Here is a 19629-nt window from a genome sequence, read left to right as displayed (position 1 = left end):
GCATCTCCCCCTCAAGGGGGGAGATCAGCTGTCACGCCGGCTTTCGCTAATCGCCAACGTTGCAAAGGGAGCGCCGGCGTCGAAGCTGCCAATCTCCCCCCTTGAGGGGGAGATGGCCGGCAGGCCAGAGAGGGGGGCCTCGCGTTAACCTCTCAACGAAGGCCGAAGCGCCCCCTTTCACCTTTACCCATTCACCAGCGCCAGCAATTCCTCCGTATAGCGCTTGCCGACCACCTTATCCGGCGACAATGCATCGCCGATCGCCGCAACCTCGGCGGCACTCAGCTCAATTCCGGCCGCCGCCGTGTTCTGCTCCAGGTGCCGTATCTTCCTAGCACCCGGGATCGGCACGATGAAATCGCCCTGGTGCAGCACCCAGGCGAGCGCCAGCTGCGCCGGCGTCACGCCCTTTTCCGCCGCCATTTTCTCCAGCATCGCGATGACGGCGTTGTTGGCTTCCATCGCCTCGGCCTGGAAGCGCGGCAGCGACCGGCGCCAGTCGCCGTCGCCGAGCACGTCAGGCTTGGCGATCGTGCCGGTGAGCAGGCCGCGGCCGAGCGGGCTGTAGGGCACGAAACCGATGCCGAGCTCGCGGCAGACAGCGAGTATCTCGTCCTCGGGATCGCGGCTCCACAGCGAATATTCGCTCTGCACCGCGGCGATCGGATGCACGGCATGCGCGCGGCGCAGCGTGGCAGCGCTCACCTCCGACAGGCCCAGTGCCCGCACCTTGCCCTCGCGCACCAGCTCGGCCATGGCGCCGACCGTGTCCTCGATCGGCACGTTGGGGTCGACGCGGTGCTGGTAATAGAGGTCGATCACGTCGGTATCGAGCCGCTTCAGCGAGGCTTCCGCTACCGCCTTGACGTGCTCGGGGCAGCTGTCGACGCCGACAATACGGTCGGTACCCGAGCCGTGCTCGGAAATCTTGAAGCCGAATTTGGTGGCGATGGTCACCTTGTCGCGCACCGGCTTCAGCGCCTTGCCGAGCAGGATTTCGTTCTCGAACGGACCATAGACTTCGGCCGTGTCGAAAAAAGTCACGCCGATTTCGACGGCACGGCGCAGCGTGGCGATCGATTCAGCCTCCGGCTGGCCGCCATAGGCGAAGCTCATGCCCATGCAGCCGAGGCCGACGGGAAAGACTTCGAGTTCAGTCCCGAGTTTACGGGTTTGCATGGCGCATCTCCTTGTTGCGATGGGCAGGACATAAGGCCTTGCAGTCCGTTCGATAATCGGCTCTCATTCGCACGGCTTGTTCTAAAACATAGACCAATGAACCGCACCAACCTCTCGCAGCTCGCCGTGCTCGCCACCGTCGCCCAATGCGCCAGCTTTCGCGGCGCCGCGCGCGAGCTCGGCATCGCGCCCTCGGCGGTGAGCCACGCGGTGTCGAGCCTGGAAGCGCGGCTCGGCGTGCGGCTTCTGGCGCGCAGCACGCGCAGCGTCGCGCCGACCGAAGAAGGCGCGCAACTGCTCGAACGGCTGCGCCCGGCGCTGTCCGAGATCGACCTGGCACTGGAGACGGCGGTCGAGGCGCGCGACCGGCCGGCGGGCAATCTGCGGCTCACCGTGCCGCGCACGGCCGCCCATCTGACGCTGACGCCCAGGCTCGGCGCCTTTGCCGCGGCCTATCCCGATATCGTGCTGGAGATCGTCATCGAGGATCGCTTCACCGATGTGGTCGAAGGCGGCTTCGATGCCGGCGTGCGGCTCGGCGAAAGCCTGCAGCGCGACATGATCGCGGTGCGCATCGGGCCTGACCTCCGGGGCGCGGTGGTCGCCGCACCCTCCTATTTTGCGACGATGCCGACACCGCGCCATCCACGCGAGCTGGCCGACCACCGCTGCATACGCTTCCGCTTCTCCAGCGGCATCCTTTACCGCTGGGAATTCGAGAAGGACGGCGAGGAAATCGAGATCGCGACGCAAGGGCCGCTGATCCTCGACGAAGACCATCTGATTGCCCAGGCGGCGATCGACGGCGCCGGGCTCGCCTTCGTCTTCGAGCCCTATGTGCGGGCACCGCTCGCCGACGGCAGGCTTATCCGCGTGCTGGAGGATTGGTGTCCGACCTTCGAAGGTTTCTTCGTTTATTATCCCAGCCGCCGGCAGATGCGGCCGGCGCTAAGGGCGTTCGTGGATTTCTTCAAGGTGAGCGGGTAGGCACGGACAAGGTCGCCGGTTCAAGGTGAAAGGCGAACTTGTCAACGTCGGCGCTGCCCCTCATCTGCCTGCCGGCATCTTCTCCCCGTTGAACGGGGAGAAGGGAGATGTCGCCGGCGGTTTCGCCAATCGCCAACGCGGCAAGAAAGAACGCCAGCGTCGCGGCCAGCCCCTTTCTCCCCGTGAACGGGGAGAAATGCCCGGCAGGGCAATGAGGGGCGGCGCCGGCTTCTGGAATTGTCTCGGGGACGAGGCATAGGATAGTTCGGAAGAAAGCTGATCTCGGCGGCGTTCTTCGGCCATGCAGACATCCCTCACCAACACCCCTACCCGCTATGGCTGGGCGATGATCGTCCTGCACTGGCTGATCGGCGTCATCTTCATCGGCCAGTTCGCGCTCGGCTATGTCATGGTGCGAACGACAAGCCAGCGGACGTCCTTCGAGCTGATCCAGCTGCACAAATCCTTCGGCTTCCTGCTGCTTGGCCTGATCATCCTGCGCATCGCCTGGCGGCTCGGCAACGCGGCGCCCGCATTGCCGGCCTCGGTCGGCACGCTGGAGCGCAGAACCGCGCCGCTGGCGCATTTCGCGCTCTATGCCTTCCAGATCGCGCTGCCGCTCTCCGGCTGGGCGCTGGTCTCGGTGTCGACGCTGGAGATCCCGACCATGCCGTTCAACCTGTTCGTGATGCCCAACCTGCCCTTGGCCGAATCCGATGCTTCGGAGAGCTTTTGGACGTCCGCGCATTGGTATCTCGCTTATGCCGGCATCGCGCTGGTGGCGCTGCATATCGCGGCGGCGCTGCGCCATCATTTCCTGCTGCGCGACAATGTGCTGACGCGCATGATCACACCTTCGTCAGGCAGGGAATAGAACCGCGCCATCATTCGTTGGTGGGGCGAGAACGCAGAAAATGCGTATCTGCGGAAGGAAAAAACCATGAACGCGCGCATCCTCGGATTGGCGGCTTTTGCCGCTTGCCTCGCCGTGCCTGCCGTTGCCGCAGTGGCGCTCAGCGACGCCGCCGGCAGCTACACGATCAGCCCGTCGGGCTCCTCGATCCGCTTCACCATCGGCAAGGCCGGCGGCGGCGGTTTCGACGGCGCTTTCGGCCGTTTCAAGGGCACGATCCGTATCGACAATGGCGATGTCGGCCGCTCCAAGGTGGACCTCACCATCTATCCCGAAAGCGTCGGCACCGGCCAGGGCCGCATCGACGCCTTCCTGCGCTCCGACGCGGTGTTCGACGCCGCCAACAATCCGGAAATCCAGTTCCGCTCGACCAGCGTGACCCGCACCGGCGACACGACGGCAGTCGTTACCGGGCGCCTGACGGCGCGCGGCAAGACGTTCCCGGAAAAGTTCACCGCCGAGCTCGGCGGGCTGAAATCCGGCACGATCAAATTCCACGTCACCGGCAAGGTGCTGCGGTCGCGCTACGGCATGGATGTCGGCACGCCGCTCTACTCCAATGTCGTCGACTTCGACATGACGCTGACGGGGAGACGGGGCTGAGCGCCATTTCCTCGCCCCCGCAACGCGGGGGAGAGGTGGCTGGGGCGAAGCCCGAGACGGAGCGGGCGATGCCCTATGCGACGGCAGAGCCTTCGCAGAATTGTGCCGTGGTGAAGCCGCTCCACTTGAAGTCAGCACTCTACGAAGGCCCCTCTCCGTCCCGGCTTCGCCGGGCCACCTCTCCCCACTGCGTGGGGCGAGGAAAGGAGCCTCCTGCATTGGCTTTTCCGTCGATTTCGGGCAAACCTCGTTGCCTGTAAACCGACATGGAGAAGCGTGATGTTCCGATGGGGTGTTCTGTCGACGGCCAAGATCGGCCGCGAGCAGCTTTTGCCGGCAATCGTGGATTCGGAGAACGGCGTCCTGTCGGCGATCGCCAGCCGCGACCTGTCGAAGGCCAAGGCGCTGGGCGAGCGTTTCGGCGCCCGCCACGCTTTCGGCTCCTATGAGGAGCTGCTTGCCTCCGAGGAGGTCGACGGCGTCTACATTCCGCTGCCGACCTCGCAGCATGTCGAATGGACGGCCAAAGCAATCGAAGCCGGGAAGCACGTGCTGGTGGAAAAACCGCTGGCGCTCGACGCCAAGGACATTCCGCCGCTGATCAAGCTGCGCGACGAAAAGAAGGTGCTGGTCTGCGAGGCCTTCATGGTCACCTACCACCCGCAATGGATCAAGGTGCGCGATCTCATCGCCGGCGGTGCCATCGGCCGGCTGCGCCACGTGCAGGGCGCGTTCTCCTACTACAATGTCGACCCCAACAACATGCGCAACAAGCTCGATCTGGGCGGCGGCGCGCTGCCCGATATCGGCGTCTATCCGACGGTGTCGACGCGCTTCTCGACCGGCAAGGAGCCGATCCGCGTGCAGGCGACGATCGAGCGCGACAAGACCTTCGGCACCGACATCTATTCCTCGATCCGCGCCGATTTCGGCGACTTCGAATTGTCCTTCTATCTGTCGACGCAAATGGCGGCGCGCCAGGTGATGGTGTTCCACGGCGAGAAAGGCTTCATCGAGGTCTTCGGCCCGTTCAATGCCGGGCTCTACGAGCACCACCGCATCGAATTGCACAACCAGAACCATACCGAGGCGCAGGTGTTCCGCTTCCCCGGCACGCAGCAATACCGGCTGGAATGCGAGGCCTTCGTGCGGGCGGCACAGGGCGGCAAGGACCGCGTCTTCACGCTGGAGGAATCGGTGCTCAACCAGAAAGTCATCGACGCCATCTTCCGCGCCGGCGAAAAGGACGGCTGGGAAACCGTCTGAACGCGATAAATTCGCCGGCTCTTTCTGGGAGGAACAATGGCTGACGCGGACGTGATCATTGTCGGCGCGGGGCTGGCGGGCCTCGTTGCCGCCGCCGAGCTGACCGACGCCGGCAAGAAAATCATCATCGTCGACCAGGAACCGGAGCAGTCGCTGGGCGGGCAGGCCTTCTGGTCCTTCGGCGGGCTGTTCCTGGTCGATTCGCCGGAGCAGCGGCGCATGCGCATCCGCGACTCGCACGACCTCGCGCTCGAGGACTGGATGGGCACGGCCGCTTTCGACCGGCCGGAGGATTTCTGGCCGCGCAAATGGGCCGAGGCCTATGTCGGCTTCGCCGCCGGCGAGAAGCGTTCCTGGTTGATCGAGAGGGGCCTGAAATTCTTCCCCGTCGTCGGCTGGGCCGAGCGCGGTGGCGGCAACGCGACCGGCCACGGCAACTCGGTGCCGCGCTTCCACATCACCTGGGGCACCGGCCCCGGGGTGATCGAACCATTCGTGCTGCGCGTGCGCGAGGCGCAGAAGCGCGGGCTCGTCCAGTTCCGGTTCCGCCACCGGGTCAACGAGATCATCCGCGCCGGCAACACCGTCACCGGCGTGCGCGGCGACGTGCTGGAACCGAGCAGTGTCGAGCGCGGACACAAGAGCTCGCGTACCGTGGCCGGAGAATTCGAACTCGGCGCGCAGGCGGTGATCGTCGCTTCCGGCGGCATCGGCGGCGATCACGAGTTGGTGCGCAAGAATTGGCCTGAGCGCCTGGGCGCGCCGCCGAAGCGGATGATCACCGGCGTGCCCGACCATGTCGACGGGCGCATGCTGGCGATCACCGAGGCTGCGGGCGGAAGGAACATCAACCGCGACCGCATGTGGCACTATGTCGAGGGCATCAAGAACTGGGCGCCTATCTGGACCGATCATGCGATCCGCATCCTGCCCGGCCCATCCTCGCTCTGGCTCGACGCGCGCGGCAAGCGGCTGCCGGTGCCGCTCTATCCGGGCTTCGACACTTTAGGCACGCTCAGCCATATCATGGGCACCGGCTTCGACTATTCCTGGTTCATCCTGACCAAGAAGATCATCCAGAAGGAGTTCGCGCTGTCGGGTTCCGAACAGAACCCCGACCTCACGGGAAAAAGCTGGCGGCAGGTGCTGGGCCGCGCCACGTCGGGCATTCCCGGTCCGGTGAAAGCCTTCATGGAAAAGGGCGAGGATTTCATTGTCGAGGCGGACCTTGCCCGGCTGGTCAAGCGCATGAATGCGCTGGCCGGCGGCGAGCCGCTGCTGGACGTCGCCCAGGTCGAGCGCGAGATCCGCGCCCGCGACATGCAGCTCGACAACCCGTTCTCCAAGGACGCGCAGATCACCGCGCTGCGCGGCGCGCGCGCCTATCTCGGCGACAAGCTGATCCGCACGGCCCGGCCGCACAAGATGCTCGATCCGGCGAACGGGCCGCTGATCGCGGTGCGTCTCAATATCCTCACCCGCAAGACGCTGGGAGGGCTCGAGACCGATCTCGACAGCCGGGTGCTCGATGCCACTGGGCAGCCGGTGCCGGGTCTCTATGCGGTCGGCGAGGTGGCCGGCTTCGGCGGCGGCGGCGTGCATGGCTATGCGGCGCTGGAAGGCACCTTCCTTGGCGGCTGCATCTTTTCAGGCCGCAGCGCGGGACGAGCGGCGGCGGCCACGATTGCGTGAACGATAGGCGTGAGCGCGCTTCACCGTTTCACGGAAACGGTGAAGCGCCCTATGTCTTTGTTTGACGCAATTCCACACGGAAAACTGCTCCCACTTTTCCCTGAACGAACTCCAACCGCAATGAGAACGAGATGCGCATTATCGTCTATGGCATCGGCGCGATCGGCGGCGCCATCGCGGCCCAGCTACGTTTTTCCGGCCACACGGTCATCGGCATCGCCCGCGGCAGGCAGCTCGACGCCATCCGCGCCTCGGGACTGTCGCTGTCTACCCCGCAAGGCACCAGGACCGCGCGCTTTCCTGTCCACGCCGACCCGTCGGAGATTTCCTTCGAACCGGACGATGTCGTGCTGCTGACCATGAAGACGCCAGATACGCTCGGCGCGCTGCAACGGCTCAACGCCGCCGGCTTGGCTGCGCAGCCGGTGTTCTGCTTCCAGAACGGCGTCGCCAACGAGGCGCTGGCCCTGCGCTTCTTCGCCAATGTCTATGGCGCGACAGTGATGCTGCCGGCGGACTACGACACGCCCGGCGAGGTCGCGGCCTATTTCGCGCCCAAGATCGGGGCCTTCGACATCGGCCGCTATCCTTCCGGAACCGACGGCACCGTCGAGAAACTGTGCCGGATACTCAGCGCGTCCGGCTTCATCGCCGAAGCCAGGGACAATGTGATGGAGAGCAAATACCGCAAGCTGCTGGCCAATCTTCGCAACATCATTGACGCTGCGCTCGAGGACGCCGAGCTTCAGCGGAAATGGTATGCTCGGGCGCTCGCCGAGGCGGAGGCGGTGCTGACCGCCGCCGGAATCGCGTGGGACCAAACCGACGCCATGGCTCGCGAGGAACTGACCATAACCGCCATTCCCGGCCGGACGCGCGTCGGGTCGTCGACGCTACAGAGCATTGTGCGCGGAACTGGTTCCCTCGAAACCGACTTCCTCAACGGCGAGATCGTGCTGCTCGGGCGGCTGCACGGCATGGCGACGCCGGTCAACGCAGCCCTGTGCAGGCTGTCGATCGAGCTGGCCAGCGGCCGGATGCAGCCGCAATCGGCCAGCGACGACACGATCGCCTCCATGATCGGCGCGCCCGGCTGAACCGGCTGATCGCCGGAGGCGATCAAAAGATGGAGCCCAGCCTGAGAATCCTTTCGAGCCCATGGAACGTCTTCCTCATGCAGACCCGCAAATAGGAGACGACCATGACCTATAATCTCATCCGTTACGGCGTGAAGGAAGCCGGCATCGCCGAAAACCGGGCGCTGGTGGAAAAAGTGTTCGAGGCGCTGGACGAAGCGCAGCCGCAATCCGTACGCTATCTGGTGCTCGAACTCGGTAATGGCGAATTCGTCCATCTTGTCGGCTATGACAAGGACAGCTCGGCACTGACCGAACTCGACACGTTCAAGCTGTTTGGCGCCGATCACGCCGGGCGGCGTTCGACGCCGCTGGTGAGGTCGCCGGCGAAGATCGTCGGCAATTATCGTATGCTGGCCAGGGCCGATGAGGCCGCGACCGCCTGATCTAAAGCGCGTCGCGATCCTTCGGATCCGCTCCATGCGCTTTAGGTCTTTGGTTTTGCGCATGTCTTTATCCCGAAACCGGTTCCCACTTTCGGGAGACATGCTTTAGTCATCGGCGAGGCGAGAAAGAGGACATGAGCTTGGCAGGGTTCGGCCGTGCGGAACTTGAAGCCATGCTCGTCGGCCTGCGCCCGAAACTGCACCGCTATGTCGCGCGCATGGCGGGCTCCGCCATCGAGGGCGAGGACATCGTGCAGGAGGCGGTGGTGAAGGCGCTCGCCGCCCATGACGGCGGCGCTCTGGTCGAACGACCGGAGCAGTGGCTGTTCCGCATCGCCCACAATGCGGCGCAGGATCACCTGCGCCGCCGCCAGCGGGAGCGCTCGCGCATGACCGAAGCCGACATGACCGGAATTGAGGATATCTCCGCCAACGCGGAGATTCGGCTCGCGGCGGCGGCAAGCCTGCGCAGCTTCATGCAGCTCACGCTGGCGCAGCGCAGTGCCGTGATCCTGGTCGACGTGCTTGGCCTCACCTTGCATGAGACCTGCGAGGTGACGGGCGCGACACTTGCCGCCAGCAAGGCGGCACTGCATCGCGGCCGGGCTGAGTTGAAGGCGCTGGCTTCGGCGCCGGCCGACGTCGCGATGCCAAAACTCGAACCGGAAGAGGAGCGCCGGCTGCGCCGCTACATCGACCTGTTCAACGCGCGCGATTTCGACGGGGTCAGGGCGCTGATCGCCGAGGACGTCCAGGTCGATGTCGTCAACCGCACCCGCCTCAACGGCAAGAAGGAAGCCTCGACCTATTTCGGCAATTACGAGCGGCTCGGCGATTGGGCGTTGTCGCTCGGCTTCGTCGAGGCCCGGCCTGCGATCCTGATCCGAAACCCGCAGGCGGGCGGAGCGCCGCGCGGCTTCATGCTGATCGAATGGCGCGGCGAAGAAGTCGTCCAAATCCGCGATTTCCGCCACGCCCCTTACTGCATCGCGGAGGCCGACGTCCTCTTGGTCCCCAGCGAACAAGAGTAACCGGCTTCGGGCCGCGTTTGCGCCTTCGAATCGATCTCCCGCCGGCAAACGCTCATTAACCGACCGACAACTTCAGCACCATCAACATCGATGTTTTAAACATCAATCCTTGACGATAAGACATTTTAATGTAGGCTGCAGCACCGAGACCTCATATCTCAGAACTGAACAAGAGAGTCGCCGGTGATAACCGCACCGCAATTGCGCGCAGCAAGATCGCTGCTCGGCATCGATCAACGACGGCTTGCCGAGTGGTCCGGCCTGTCGCTGCCGACAATCCAGCGCATGGAAGCCAGCGGCTCGATCATCCGGGGCAATGTCGATTCGCTGATGAAGCTGATCGCGGCGCTCGAGGGGGCCGGCATCGAACTGATCGGCGAAGGCGCGGCCAGCCAGGGCGGCGGTCGCGGCGTTCGGCTGAAGGCCGGCTTCGATCCCGCCAAGGCGTCCGGAACCGTTGGCGACGACGCCGAGCCGGGCGGGAGCATGCCGTGAATTCGACTGTCGCCCTCCTGTTGTGCGGTCCTGCCGCGCTTCTGGCAACAGCCATATTGGCTGCGGCCGCCAGCCGGCTCGCCGCCGCGACTCGACTGGTCTATGGCGCGACGCTTGCCATTTCAGCCGTGCTGCTCGCGACTGCCGCCAGCCATCTCGCCGGCAACCCCGGCGAGGCCTCCGCCACCTTGCCGCTCGGCCTGCCCTGGACCGGCGCCCGGTTCCGGCTCGACGGCCTGTCGGCGTTCTTTCTCGTCGTCGTCAATTTGGGCGGCACGATCACCAGCCTGTACGGTCTCGGCTATGGCCAGCATGAATCCCAGCCGCATCGGGTTCTGCCGTTCTATCCCGCCTTCCTCGCCGGCATGAACCTCGTGGTGCTGGCCAACGACGCCTTCAGCTTTCTGTTGTCCTGGGAATTCATGTCGCTCGCCTCCTGGGCGCTGGTCATGGCGCATCACCGCGATGAGGCCAGCCGGCGCGCCGGCTACATCTACCTGGTGATGGCAAGCTTCGGCACGATGGCGCTGCTGCTTGCCTTCGGCCTGCTGGCCGGGCCGGCGGGAACCTATGCGTTCGACGCGATGCGGACGGCGCATCCCGATCGGTTCGCCGCCGGCGCGGTACTGGTGCTCATGCTGCTTGGCGCCGGTTCCAAGGCCGGCCTCGTGCCGCTGCATGCCTGGCTGCCGCTTGCCCATCCGGCAGCGCCCAGCCACGTCTCGGCGCTGATGAGCGGCATCATGACGAAGGTCGCCATCTATGGCTTCATCCGCGTGGTGTTCGACCTGCTTGGCGAGCCGGCATGGTGGTCGGGCGTGGCGGTGCTTCTCATCGGCGGCGTGACGGCGGTGCTGGGCATCCTGCACGCGCTGATGGAAAAGGACCTCAAACGGCTGCTTGCCTATTCGACCATCGAGAATATCGGCGTCATCTTCGCCAGCCTCGGCCTTGCGCTGGCATTCAAGGCGAACGGCATGGCGTCGGCGGCCGCGCTGGCCTTCACCGCGGCGCTCTTCCATGTGCTCAACCATTCCTTCTTCAAGAGCCTGCTGTTCTTCGGCGCCGGCGCCGTGCTCTCGGCAACCGGCGAACGCGACATGGAAAAGCTCGGCGGCCTCATCCATCGCCTGCCGGTGACCAGCTTCGTCTTCCTGATCGGCTGCGTCTCGATCTCGGCGCTGCCGCCCTTCAACGGCTTTGCCTCCGAATGGCTGGTCTTCCAGGCCATATTACGCAGCCCCGAGCTGCCGCAATGGGGTCTGAAGGTGATTGTGCCCGCGGTCGGCGGCATGCTGGCGCTGTCGGCCGCACTTGCCGCGGCCTGTTTCGTAAAGGCATTCGGCATCACCTTCCTTGGCCGGGCGCGGTCGGCGGCGGTGGAACGCGCGCGCGAAGTCGATCGCTGGTCACTGGCGGCGATGGTCGTGCTTGCGGCCTTCTGCCTGCTCGCCGGTATCCTGCCAGGCTTCGTCATCGATAGCCTGTCGACTGTGACGCTTCCGCTCGTCGGCGAGCGCATGCCGGTTCAGATGGCGCAGCCCTGGCTGTCGATCGTGCCGATCGCCGAAAGCCGCAGCTCCTATAACGGCCTGCTGGTGTTCGTCTTCATCACCATCTCGGCGTCGCTCGCGGCCTTCTTCATTCACCGCTTCGCCTCGCATGCGCTGCGCCGGGGCATCGCATGGGGATGCGGCTTCCCGGACGCGGTGCCGGCCGCGCAATACTCGGCCGTCAGCTTCGCGCAGCCCATTCGCCGCGTCTTCGGCGGCTTCGCGTTCCGCTCGCGCGAGACGGTGGACATGCCGGCTCCAGGCGCCCTCGAGCCGGCGCGAGTCAAGGTGGAGATGCATGATGTGGCCTGGGAGATCTTCTATCAGCCGATCACCGGCGCGATCGATTTCGCCACCGAGCGGCTGAACCACCTGCAGTTCCTGACCATCCGCCGCTACCTGACGCTGGTCTTCCTCTACCTCGTCATCCTGCTTCTGGTGCTCGCGCTATGGCCGTGATCTTTGAGCTGGCCGTGCAGGGCGCGCAGATGCTGGTCGTGCTTCTGCTGTCGCCGCTTCTGATCGGCTTCGTGCGCAAGGTGAAGGCGCGGCTGGTCAGGCGGCAGGGGCCTTCGCTGATCCAGCCCTATCGCGACCTCGTCAGGCTGATGCGCAAGGAGGTCGTGCTGGCGGACAATGCGTCCTGGCTGTTCCGCGTGACGCCCTACCTCATCTTTGCCGCCACCTGGGTCGCAGCCGCGCTCGTCCCGACATTCGCCACCGGCCTCGAATTCAGCTGGACCGCCGACCTCATCGTCATCGTGGCGCTGCTTGGCAGCGCTCGCTTCTTCCAGGCGCTGGCCGGGATGGATGTCGGCACCAGCTTCGGCGGCCTCGGCGCCAGCCGCGAGGTGATGATCGCGTCACTCGCCGAACCGGCGATGCTGCTCATCGTGTTCAGCCTGGCGCTGCTGGCCGGCGCCACGCAGCTCTCGACGGTCGCCGCCTTCATGGGCTCGCCTGAAGTCGGATTGCGGGTATCGCTCGGCATGTCGCTGATCGCCCTGGTTATGGTGGCGATCGCCGAGAATGCGCGCATACCGGTGGACAATCCGGCCACGCATCTGGAGCTCACCATGGTGCATGAGGCGATGATCCTGGAATATTCCGGCCGCCATCTGGCGATGATCGAGCTCGCCACCTTCCTCAAGCTGCTGCTCTACATGTCGCTGATCGCCTGCGTCTTCCTACCCTGGGGGCTGGACGGCGCAAGCGCAGGGCCGAAAGCACTGGCCGTCGGCGCCGCCGCCTATCTCTGCAAGCTCGCAGTGCTCGCCATCCTGCTTGCCGTGTTCGAGACGGCGGTCGCCAAGATGCGTGTCTTCCGCGTGCCGGACTTCCTGGGCGCGGCGCTGATGCTGGCGCTGCTCGGCACGCTTTTGCTGTTCGTCTCGCGGAGCCTGTGATGAACGGTCTCACCTTCGACATCGCCCATCTGCTCGCCGGCAGCCTGGTGCTGATCTCATTCATGATGCTCTACCAGGACCGCCTGTTCGCGCTGATCAACGTCTTTGCGCTGCATGCGGTCGTGCTTGCGCTCTCGGTGGCCTGGCAGGCCTACATCCAGGACGCGCATCATCTCTATATCACCGCGGCGATAGCGCTGGTCTTCAAGGCGATCGTCATTCCCGTCGGGCTGCATCGCATCATCCAGAGGCTCGGCATCCACCGTGACATCGAGACCGCCGTCGGCATCGGCCCGACCATGCTTGCCGGGATCGGGCTGGTGACGCTCTCCATGGTGCTGATGCTTCGGGTGACGCCCGAGGCCGACCCGCTCGCCCGCGAGGACCTCGCCTTCGCGCTGTCGATCATCCTGCTGGGCCTGCTGGTGATGGTCACAAGGCGCAACGCCGTCAGCCAGGTCGTCGGCTTCATGTCGCTGGAGAACGGGCTGGTGCTGGCTGCCACCGGCGCCAAGGGCATGCCGCTGGTCGTCGAGATCAGCGTCGCCTTCTCGATCCTGATCGCCTTCATCGTCATCGGCGTCTTCCTGTTCCGCATCCGCGAACGGTTCGATTCGGTCGATATCGGCGCGCTCGACGACTACCGGGGAGAACGCCGGTGAGCGGGTTTTCCTTCGACGCCGTGGCCGCGATCCTTTTCATCCCAGCGGGCGCCGCGGCTATCCTGGCGGCAATGCCGAACTACAAGATGACGGCCCTCGTGAACGTCATCGCCAGCCTGCTCACCTTGCTCGCGGCGCTGTCGCTGTTCGTCACCGACCGGCCGGCGCCGGGACAATATCTGCTGGTCGACGACCTCAACATCGTCTTCATCGTGCTCAACACATTCGTCGGCTTCACCACCAGCGTGTTCAGCGCGTCCTACATCGCGCATGAGCTGGAAACCGGCCGGCTGACCGCGCCGAACCTGCGCTTCTACCACGCCATGTACCAGATCATGATGTTCGGCATGAACCTGGCCTTCGTGTCGAACAATATCGGCCTGATGTGGGTCGCGGTGGAACTCGCCACGCTGACCACGGTGCTGATGGTCGGTATCTACCGCACGCATGAGGCGCTGGAAGCGGCGTGGAAATATTTCATCCTCGGCAGCGTCGGCATCGCGCTGGCCCTGTTCGGTACGATCCTCGTCTACATGGCCGCGCAGCCGGTCGTCGGCGAAGGCACCAACGCCATGGTCTGGTCGGTGCTGATCGAAAAGGCGGCGCATTTCGATCCCGCGCTGCTCAGCGTCGCCTTCATCTTCCTGCTGCTCGGCTACGGCACCAAGGTCGGCCTTGCCCCTTTGCATGCCTGGCTGCCCGACGCGCATGCCGAGGGCCCGACGCCGATCTCGGCGGTGCTGTCGGGCCTGCTGCTCAACGTCGCGCTCTACGCCGTGCTGCGCTTCAAGCTTCTGCTCGCGGCGAGCCCGCAGGCGATCGGGCCGGGGCCGCTGATGGTCACGATGGGACTGACCTCGCTGATCTTCGCGGCCTTCATGCTCTACCGCCGCCGCGACATCAAACGCCTGTTCGCCTATTCCTCGATCGAGCATATGGGCATCATCGTCTTCGCCTTCGGCATGGGCGGTCCGCTCGCCAATTTCGCCGGCCTGCTGCACATGGTCATGCACAGCCTGACCAAATCGGCTATTTTCTTCGCCGTCGGCCATATCGCGCAGGTCAAGGGCACGCAGAAGATCTCCGAGATCAGGGGTCTGACCGAAAGCCATCCCGGGCTTGGCTGGGCGCTGGTCATCGGCGTCGTGGCCATCGCCGGCCTGCCGCCGCTCGGCATCTTCATGAGCGAGTTCCTGGTCGTCAGCTCGACTTTCGCCAGGCATCCCTGGCTGGCGATCCCGCTGGTGTTCGGGCTGCTCATCGCCTTCGGGGCACTGTTGCTGCGGCTGACCGGCGTCGCCTTCGGCGAGCCGCGCGGTGGCATGGCGCCGGTCGAGGCGTCCTATGTGCCGATGTATTCGCATCTCGCTCTGGTGTTTGCCGCCGGCATCTATCTGCCGGCGCCGCTGGTGGCGTGGTTCCAGCACGTCGCCGGTATCCTGGGGTAGGCGCATGACTAGGAAAAACATGCCCGCATTCGCCGATCTCATCGAGGCCGACCGCCAGGTGGAGCATCACGCGCCCTGGCGGCGCGCCGTCGTCGCCCCGAAGGCCTGGAACCTCGCCGTCGAGCAGCTCGCCGCCGGCCGCTGGAGCCTGCTCGGCCTGTGGGGGGAGCCGGACAAAGTGCACATGGCACTTCTCGACGAGGCGCAGACCATCGGCGTGATCAGCATGGATTGCCGTGGCGGCCGCTACCCGTCGGTCGGCCAGCACCATCCGCCGGCGCTCCGGCTGGAACGCGCCGCGGCGGACCTGTTCGGGCTGGCGCCGCAAGGCCTGCCCGACAGCCGGCGCTGGCTCGACCACGGCCAATGGGGCGTCTCACATCCGCTGGCGGCGCGGCCCGGCGGGCCGGCGGCCGCATCGTCCTACCGGTTCCTGACGGCCGAGGGCGACGGCCTCCACCAGATTCCTGTTGGGCCGGTGCATGCCGGCATCATCGAACCGGGGCATTTCCGCTTCACGGCTGGCGGCGAAACGGTGGTGCGGCTGGAGGAGCGGCTGGGCTATGTGCACAAGGGCATCGAAGGGTTGATGCAGGGCGCATCAATCAATCAAGCCGCGAAACTCGCGGGCCGGACCTCAGGCGACAGCACCGTCGCCTATTCGCTGGCCTTCGCCCAGGCGGCGGAGGCGGCGCTCGGCGTCGCGCCGCCGCCGCGCGCGATCTGGCTGCGGGCGCTGATGGCCGAGCTGGAGCGCCTTGCCAACCACCTGGGCGACATCGGCGCCATCTGCAACGACGCCGCCTTCGCGATCATGCATGCGCATTGCGGCGTGCTGCGCGAACGCGTGCTGCGCGCCGCCGATGCGGCCTTCGGCCACCGCCTGATGCGCGACCGCATCCTGCCCGGCGGCACTGCAAGCGAGCTGAACGAGGCGGGGGCGGATGCCATCCGGTCGCTGGTCGCGGAGATCAGGCGGCGCTTCCCGCATCTGGTCGAGCTCTACGACAACACGGCCTCGCTGCAGGACCGCACGGTGGCGACCGGCCGGCTCAAGGGCGAGCTTGCCCGGCAATATGCCGCCGGCGGCTATGTCGGGCGCGCCTCGGGCCGCGATTTCGACGCGCGGCGCGATCTTGCTTACGCCCCCTATGACCAGCTTACCTTCGATGTGCCGGTGCTGCAGGAGGGCGACGTCAACGCGCGCGTCTGGATCCGCGTGCGGGAGGTCGAGCAGAGCCTGTCGCTGGTCGAGCAGATTCTCGGGCGGCTGCCCGCCGGCCCGACCCTTGTCGAGGTCGCGGCGCCAGAGGGGCCGCGCGAGGGCATGGCGGTGGTCGAGGGTTTTCGCGGCGACATCCTTGCCTGGCTGCGCATCGGCGAGGACGGCCTGACCGAGCGCTGCCACCTGCGCGACCCGTCGTGGTTCCAGTGGCCACTGCTGGAAGCGGCGATCGAAGGCAACATCGTCGCCGATTTCCCGCTCTGCAACAAATCGTTCAACTGCTCCTATTCCGGCCACGACCTGTAGAATCATGCGAAAACTGCTCTTCGAAAGCCTGATCCGCCCGCCCCTGACGGAACGCCCGCCACGAGCCAGCAATGCTGCCGTCGACGAGCTGGCGCGCGCGCTCGACGGCATGGCGCGCCGGAAACTCGGCCGGAGCCTGTCGATCCGCGCGGTCGACGCCGGCTCCTGCAATGGCTGCGAGCTCGAGATGCACGCGCTCAACAACGCCTTCTACGACATCGAGCGCTTCGGCTTCCGCTTCGTCGCCTCGCCGCGCCATGCCGATGTGCTGATGGTCACCGGGCCGGTCACCAAGAACATGCGCGAGGCGCTGAAGCGGACTTCTGAGGCGACACCCAACCCGAAATGGGTGGTTGCGCTAGGCGATTGCGCCAAGGACGGCGGCTGCTTCGCGGGCAGCTATGCGGTGGTCGGCGGCGTGTCGGACGTGGTGCCAGTCGACCTGCACATCCCGGGATGCCCGCCGTCGCCGATCGAAATCCTCAAGGGATTGATCGCGCTGCTCGACGGCGCAAACGGGAGGGCTGGAGCTTCCAGGAGCTGAACAGCGGACGCGCGGCGCTGCCGCGGCGCTACCGATCGACCACCAGCCGCAGCACCCGTGACGCCGGCGAAAGCCGCACCCGCCTGCCCCAGTCGAAGGCGATGAAATCCTGCTCGATGCCGTCGGCGAAGATCACGCCGCCCTCGTTCATACGCGAGGTGATGAAAAGCGGTTTTTCGGTAATCTTTCCCGCCCGCAGTTTCGTGGCGGTCGCGATGCTCGGGAAGGGCTCGCGCACCCAGAAGCCGACCGCATGTTCCTCGCCGCCGAGCGACAGCTCCAGATGCGTCGCCTCCATGATCGAGCGCGCCCAGCCGGTCGCGCCGGTGCCGGAGGCGACGATGAGGCCGCTGGAGGAGTGATCCTCCGCCTCGCCTTCCGCCTCGATGCGGTAGCGGGCCGACTGGTGGCTGCGATGGCCGACGAATATCTCGTTGAGCGCAAGCAGCGTCTCACCCTCGCCGAGCTCGGCCTGGACCATGGTGCGCGATTCCACCTGGACATCGCCGGCGCTGCTGGCGGCAAGCAGTTTTGCCAGCCTGCCGGCGCCGATGCGCACCAGCACGCCGTCATAGAGATCGGGCGCCGGATTGACGCCCAGCACCGGCTGGCCGTTGAGGTATTTGGCGACATTGGCGACCAGCCCGTCCTGCCCGACGGCGACGATGACGTCGTCGGGCGCGAACAGGAAGCGGTTGAGGTCGGCGCGGCTCACCAGGGTCTGGCGCCAATCGGCCGGCACCGCGGCGCGGGCGGTGCCCAGCACGGCGTGGAAGCGATCATGGCGGGCCTCGACGTCTTCCAGCCGCTGGCCGCGCGTCTCAAGGAAGAAGCGGGCCTGACCCCGCGTCGCGTGATGCGCGATCAGCAGCTCGTAGTCGGTCTCGCGCGTCACGAAGACCGCGCGGGGTCGGTTCGCGGCCATGGCTCGCTCCTTACCGGCCTTCGATCGCCGCCGGGCTCTTGCGGAACTCGCCAAGTACAGTGGCGAGCAGGTCGGGCGTGACGTTGACGTGCTCGATCCTCTCCAGCTTGCCGGCGAGCTGCTGGGCGGCAAGGCCGAGCAGGATCGCGGGCGGCAGGTCGCGATAGATGGCGATATGCTGCCTTTCGGCTTCCACCTTCGCGCCCTCGATGGCGCGGATGCGCTCGGCCTCGGCGCCGGCTTCGATCTGCTGCGCTTCGGCCGCGCCCGTTGCGCGATTGCGGGCGTTCTCGGCTTCTTCGGCGATGAGCAGCTTCTCGCGCCGCGCCAGCTCGGTCTTGTTCGCCAGCTCGTTCTCGGCGATCGCCCGCTCCTTCTCGACGGCCAAAGCGCGGCGCTGGAAGGTCGCCTCGTCAGCCTTCTGCTGCAGCGCCTCGAAGGTTGGCGTCTGCAGCGCCCGCTCGAGCTCGCTGGTCGGCGTCAGGTTGGTGAGACGCACGGCGACGGCGGCGACGCCGATGTCGGTCAGAGCGGGATCGGTGGCGACCAGCGCCTGCAGCCGCTCGCGCAAGGGCGCAGGGCCGGCGTCGAGCAGCGTGCGCACCGGCGCCTGGCCGAGATATTGCTGCACCGCCTGGTTGGCGATGCCGGCAATGCGCGCCTGGATCTTCTCGATCGGCTCGCCGCGCAGCTTGCCGGTCCTGAGATCGATGCTGAAATCGACGCGCTCGGCGAGCCGCGCCGGATCGACGACGTGCCAGCCGATCGTGCCCTGCACGGCGACGGTCTGGAAATCCTGGCTGCGGCCCTTGACGAACAAGGTCATCTCGCGGTCGTCCATCGGCAGCTCGGCGATGCTGGCGGTCTCGGGCACGAACCAGAAGACCAGGCCGCGGCCGCTTTCGATCGCCCGGCCGTTGCGGTAGCGGATGACATGGCTGCTTGCCTCGCTGCGAAGCTGGGCGACGAAGCCTAGACTGCGAATGGTGGCCATGGTGGTCTCTCCCTCAATCGGCCGTGGACGGTTGGAAACGATAGAGCTCGGCCGGGCGGAAGGCGGCGCCCGTTTCATAGGCGCCGGTTGCCTTGAGCCATCCTCTGTCGAGCTGTCGCCGGCGGAAGGCCGGCTTGTTGAGCGACGTGCCCAGGATCGCCTCGTGCACATCCTGCAGCTGCCGCAATGTGAAGAGCTCGGGCAGCAGCGCGAAGGCGACATCGGAATAGTCGAGCTTGCCGCGCAGCCTGAGCATCGCCATCGCCAGGATATCCGCGTGATCGAAAGCGAGCGCCAGTGTCTCGTTTTCCGGTGACAGCACGTTCACCGGCCCACCGGTCTCGCCGGACCAGGGCACCTGGATCGCGGCCGGCAGCAGCGCCGGCATCGCGCCGAGCGCCGCATCGAAGGCCTGCTCGGTGAGCAATGCGAGGTAAGCGATGCTGATGATGCGCATGCGCCGATCGCGGGCCACCGCGCCGAACGTGTAGAGCTGTTCGAGGTGGGCCTCGGCCATGCCCGCCTTATCGCGCAGCACCCGCGCGGCGGCCGCATCCAGCGACTCGTCGATCCCGACAAAGCCACCCGGCAGCGCCCAGCGCCCCGCATGCGGAAGCTGGCCGCGCTTGACCAGCAACACGGCCGGCCGGTTATCGCGGATACCGAGCAGGACAAGGTCGACGGCCACTGAAGGCCGCTGGAAGGCACTCGGATCGTAGTCGTTGAGGAAATCGGTCTCGTTCATCGCATGCACCACCTGTAATACGCAAACCGCATATATCTAATTTGCATATATGTCAACGGACATTTCCGCCTGTCACCGGACAAGCTCGAGCGGCTGGAATGCCATCTGGGCGGGAGATGTATCCGTGGGCCGT

General features: G+C 65.9%; 19 protein-coding genes. 15 read left to right on the top strand and 4 right to left on the bottom strand.

Annotated features, from left to right (window positions below):
• Positions 1 to 183: 183 nt before the first annotated feature.
• A complete protein-coding gene (locus EN862_RS25810) occupies positions 184 to 1179 on the bottom strand; it encodes an aldo/keto reductase (RefSeq protein ID WP_127866319.1) in 996 nt (331 codons plus the stop codon).
• Between the two features lie 96 nt (positions 1180 to 1275).
• Here EN862_RS25810 and EN862_RS25805 point away from each other — a divergent pair, with 96 nt between their 5' ends.
• The 15 genes from EN862_RS25805 to EN862_RS25730 all read left to right on the top strand — a co-directional run bounded on the left by EN862_RS25805 (position 1276) and on the right by EN862_RS25730 (position 16832).
• The gene (locus tag EN862_RS25805; protein ID WP_127866318.1) at positions 1276 to 2166 is read left to right on the top strand and encodes a LysR family transcriptional regulator; all 891 of its coding nucleotides are present in this window, start codon (positions 1276 to 1278) and stop codon (positions 2164 to 2166) included.
• 301 nt (positions 2167 to 2467) lie between these two features.
• On the top strand, positions 2468 to 3040 hold the full coding sequence (locus EN862_RS25795) for a cytochrome b (protein ID WP_127866316.1): 573 nt from the start codon (positions 2468 to 2470) through the stop codon (positions 3038 to 3040).
• Positions 3041 to 3106: 66 nt separating this feature from the next.
• Positions 3107 to 3682: a YceI family protein gene (locus EN862_RS25790; RefSeq protein WP_127866315.1), complete on the top strand. Its 576-nt coding sequence runs from the start codon at positions 3107 to 3109 to the stop codon at positions 3680 to 3682.
• Between the two features lie 279 nt (positions 3683 to 3961).
• Entirely contained in the window at positions 3962 to 4948 is a 987-nt protein-coding gene (locus tag EN862_RS25785; RefSeq protein WP_127866314.1) for a Gfo/Idh/MocA family oxidoreductase, read from the top strand.
• A 36-nt stretch (positions 4949 to 4984) separates the two neighbouring features.
• Positions 4985 to 6640, top strand: a complete 1656-nt coding sequence (locus EN862_RS25780) for an FAD-binding dehydrogenase (protein ID WP_127866313.1) — start codon at positions 4985 to 4987, stop codon at positions 6638 to 6640.
• A 131-nt stretch (positions 6641 to 6771) separates the two neighbouring features.
• Positions 6772 to 7737, top strand: a complete 966-nt coding sequence (locus EN862_RS25775) for a 2-dehydropantoate 2-reductase N-terminal domain-containing protein (protein WP_127866312.1) — start codon at positions 6772 to 6774, stop codon at positions 7735 to 7737.
• A 104-nt stretch (positions 7738 to 7841) separates the two neighbouring features.
• On the top strand, positions 7842 to 8162 hold the full coding sequence (locus tag EN862_RS25770; RefSeq protein ID WP_245518530.1) for a hypothetical protein: 321 nt from the start codon (positions 7842 to 7844) through the stop codon (positions 8160 to 8162).
• A gap of 134 nt (positions 8163 to 8296) precedes the next feature.
• A complete protein-coding gene (locus EN862_RS25765; RefSeq protein WP_127866311.1) occupies positions 8297 to 9193 on the top strand; it encodes an RNA polymerase sigma factor in 897 nt (298 codons plus the stop codon).
• Between the two features lie 183 nt (positions 9194 to 9376).
• Positions 9377 to 9688: a helix-turn-helix transcriptional regulator gene (locus EN862_RS25760; RefSeq protein WP_127866310.1), complete on the top strand. Its 312-nt coding sequence runs from the start codon at positions 9377 to 9379 to the stop codon at positions 9686 to 9688.
• Positions 9685 to 11700 (top strand): hydrogenase 4 subunit B, encoded by a 2016-nt coding sequence (hyfB, locus tag EN862_RS25755; protein WP_127866309.1) that lies wholly within the window; start codon positions 9685 to 9687, stop codon positions 11698 to 11700. The genes EN862_RS25760 and hyfB overlap by 4 nt, the downstream gene beginning before the upstream one ends.
• The gene (locus tag EN862_RS25750; RefSeq protein WP_127866308.1) at positions 11691 to 12647 is read left to right on the top strand and encodes an NADH-quinone oxidoreductase subunit H; all 957 of its coding nucleotides are present in this window, start codon (positions 11691 to 11693) and stop codon (positions 12645 to 12647) included. Before hyfB ends, EN862_RS25750 begins: the two co-directional genes overlap by 10 nt.
• On the top strand, positions 12647 to 13309 hold the full coding sequence (locus EN862_RS25745; RefSeq protein ID WP_095819077.1) for a hydrogenase-4 component E: 663 nt from the start codon (positions 12647 to 12649) through the stop codon (positions 13307 to 13309). The genes EN862_RS25750 and EN862_RS25745 overlap by 1 nt, the downstream gene beginning before the upstream one ends.
• Positions 13306 to 14757, top strand: coding sequence for a hydrogenase 4 subunit F (locus tag EN862_RS25740; RefSeq protein WP_127866307.1), 1452 nt, complete (start codon positions 13306 to 13308; stop codon positions 14755 to 14757). The genes EN862_RS25745 and EN862_RS25740 overlap by 4 nt, the downstream gene beginning before the upstream one ends.
• A gap of 19 nt (positions 14758 to 14776) precedes the next feature.
• Positions 14777 to 16288 carry an NADH-quinone oxidoreductase subunit C gene (locus tag EN862_RS25735; RefSeq protein ID WP_127866352.1) on the top strand — a complete coding sequence of 504 codons (1512 nt, stop codon included), beginning with the start codon at positions 14777 to 14779 and terminating at the stop codon, positions 16286 to 16288.
• Between the two features lie 4 nt (positions 16289 to 16292).
• On the top strand, positions 16293 to 16832 hold the full coding sequence (locus EN862_RS25730; RefSeq protein WP_127866306.1) for an NADH-quinone oxidoreductase subunit B family protein: 540 nt from the start codon (positions 16293 to 16295) through the stop codon (positions 16830 to 16832).
• A gap of 28 nt (positions 16833 to 16860) precedes the next feature.
• On the opposite strand, the gene EN862_RS25725 is transcribed toward EN862_RS25730, so the two are convergent.
• Genes EN862_RS25725 through EN862_RS25715 form a run of 3 tightly spaced genes read right to left on the bottom strand, consistent with a single transcriptional unit; the run spans position 16861 to position 19496 of the window.
• Positions 16861 to 17757, bottom strand: a complete 897-nt coding sequence (locus tag EN862_RS25725) for an NAD(+)/NADH kinase (protein WP_127866305.1) — start codon at positions 17755 to 17757, stop codon at positions 16861 to 16863.
• A 10-nt stretch (positions 17758 to 17767) separates the two neighbouring features.
• Positions 17768 to 18751, bottom strand: a complete 984-nt coding sequence (locus EN862_RS25720) for an SPFH domain-containing protein (RefSeq protein ID WP_127866304.1) — start codon at positions 18749 to 18751, stop codon at positions 17768 to 17770.
• A gap of 13 nt (positions 18752 to 18764) precedes the next feature.
• Positions 18765 to 19496: an NUDIX domain-containing protein gene (locus EN862_RS25715; protein ID WP_127866303.1), complete on the bottom strand. Its 732-nt coding sequence runs from the start codon at positions 19494 to 19496 to the stop codon at positions 18765 to 18767.
• Between the last annotated feature and the right edge of the window lie 133 nt (positions 19497 to 19629).

The organism is Mesorhizobium sp. M2E.F.Ca.ET.219.01.1.1 (genome assembly GCF_004016445.2).
In the GTDB taxonomy this organism is placed as follows: Bacteria; Pseudomonadota; Alphaproteobacteria; order Rhizobiales; family Rhizobiaceae; genus Mesorhizobium.
This window is presented reverse-complemented; position numbering and strand designations above follow the sequence as displayed.

Coding starts and splice junctions, on each gene's coding strand:
- EN862_RS25810 (WP_127866319.1), bottom strand. CDS start 1,179: ATGCAAACCCGTAAACTCGGGACTGAACTCGAAGTCTTTCCCGTCGGC.
- EN862_RS25805 (WP_127866318.1), top strand. CDS start 1,276: ATGAACCGCACCAACCTCTCGCAGCTCGCCGTGCTCGCCACCGTCGCC.
- EN862_RS25795 (WP_127866316.1), top strand. CDS start 2,468: ATGCAGACATCCCTCACCAACACCCCTACCCGCTATGGCTGGGCGATG.
- EN862_RS25790 (WP_127866315.1), top strand. CDS start 3,107: ATGAACGCGCGCATCCTCGGATTGGCGGCTTTTGCCGCTTGCCTCGCC.
- EN862_RS25785 (WP_127866314.1), top strand. CDS start 3,962: ATGTTCCGATGGGGTGTTCTGTCGACGGCCAAGATCGGCCGCGAGCAG.
- EN862_RS25780 (WP_127866313.1), top strand. CDS start 4,985: ATGGCTGACGCGGACGTGATCATTGTCGGCGCGGGGCTGGCGGGCCTC.
- EN862_RS25775 (WP_127866312.1), top strand. CDS start 6,772: ATGCGCATTATCGTCTATGGCATCGGCGCGATCGGCGGCGCCATCGCG.
- EN862_RS25770 (WP_245518530.1), top strand. CDS start 7,842: ATGACCTATAATCTCATCCGTTACGGCGTGAAGGAAGCCGGCATCGCC.
- EN862_RS25765 (WP_127866311.1), top strand. CDS start 8,297: ATGAGCTTGGCAGGGTTCGGCCGTGCGGAACTTGAAGCCATGCTCGTC.
- EN862_RS25750 (WP_127866308.1), top strand. CDS start 11,691: ATGGCCGTGATCTTTGAGCTGGCCGTGCAGGGCGCGCAGATGCTGGTC.
- EN862_RS25745 (WP_095819077.1), top strand. CDS start 12,647: ATGAACGGTCTCACCTTCGACATCGCCCATCTGCTCGCCGGCAGCCTG.
- EN862_RS25735 (WP_127866352.1), top strand. CDS start 14,777: ATGCCCGCATTCGCCGATCTCATCGAGGCCGACCGCCAGGTGGAGCAT.
- EN862_RS25730 (WP_127866306.1), top strand. CDS start 16,293: ATGCGAAAACTGCTCTTCGAAAGCCTGATCCGCCCGCCCCTGACGGAA.
- EN862_RS25725 (WP_127866305.1), bottom strand. CDS start 17,757: ATGGCCGCGAACCGACCCCGCGCGGTCTTCGTGACGCGCGAGACCGAC.
- EN862_RS25720 (WP_127866304.1), bottom strand. CDS start 18,751: ATGGCCACCATTCGCAGTCTAGGCTTCGTCGCCCAGCTTCGCAGCGAG.
- EN862_RS25715 (WP_127866303.1), bottom strand. CDS start 19,496: ATGAACGAGACCGATTTCCTCAACGACTACGATCCGAGTGCCTTCCAG.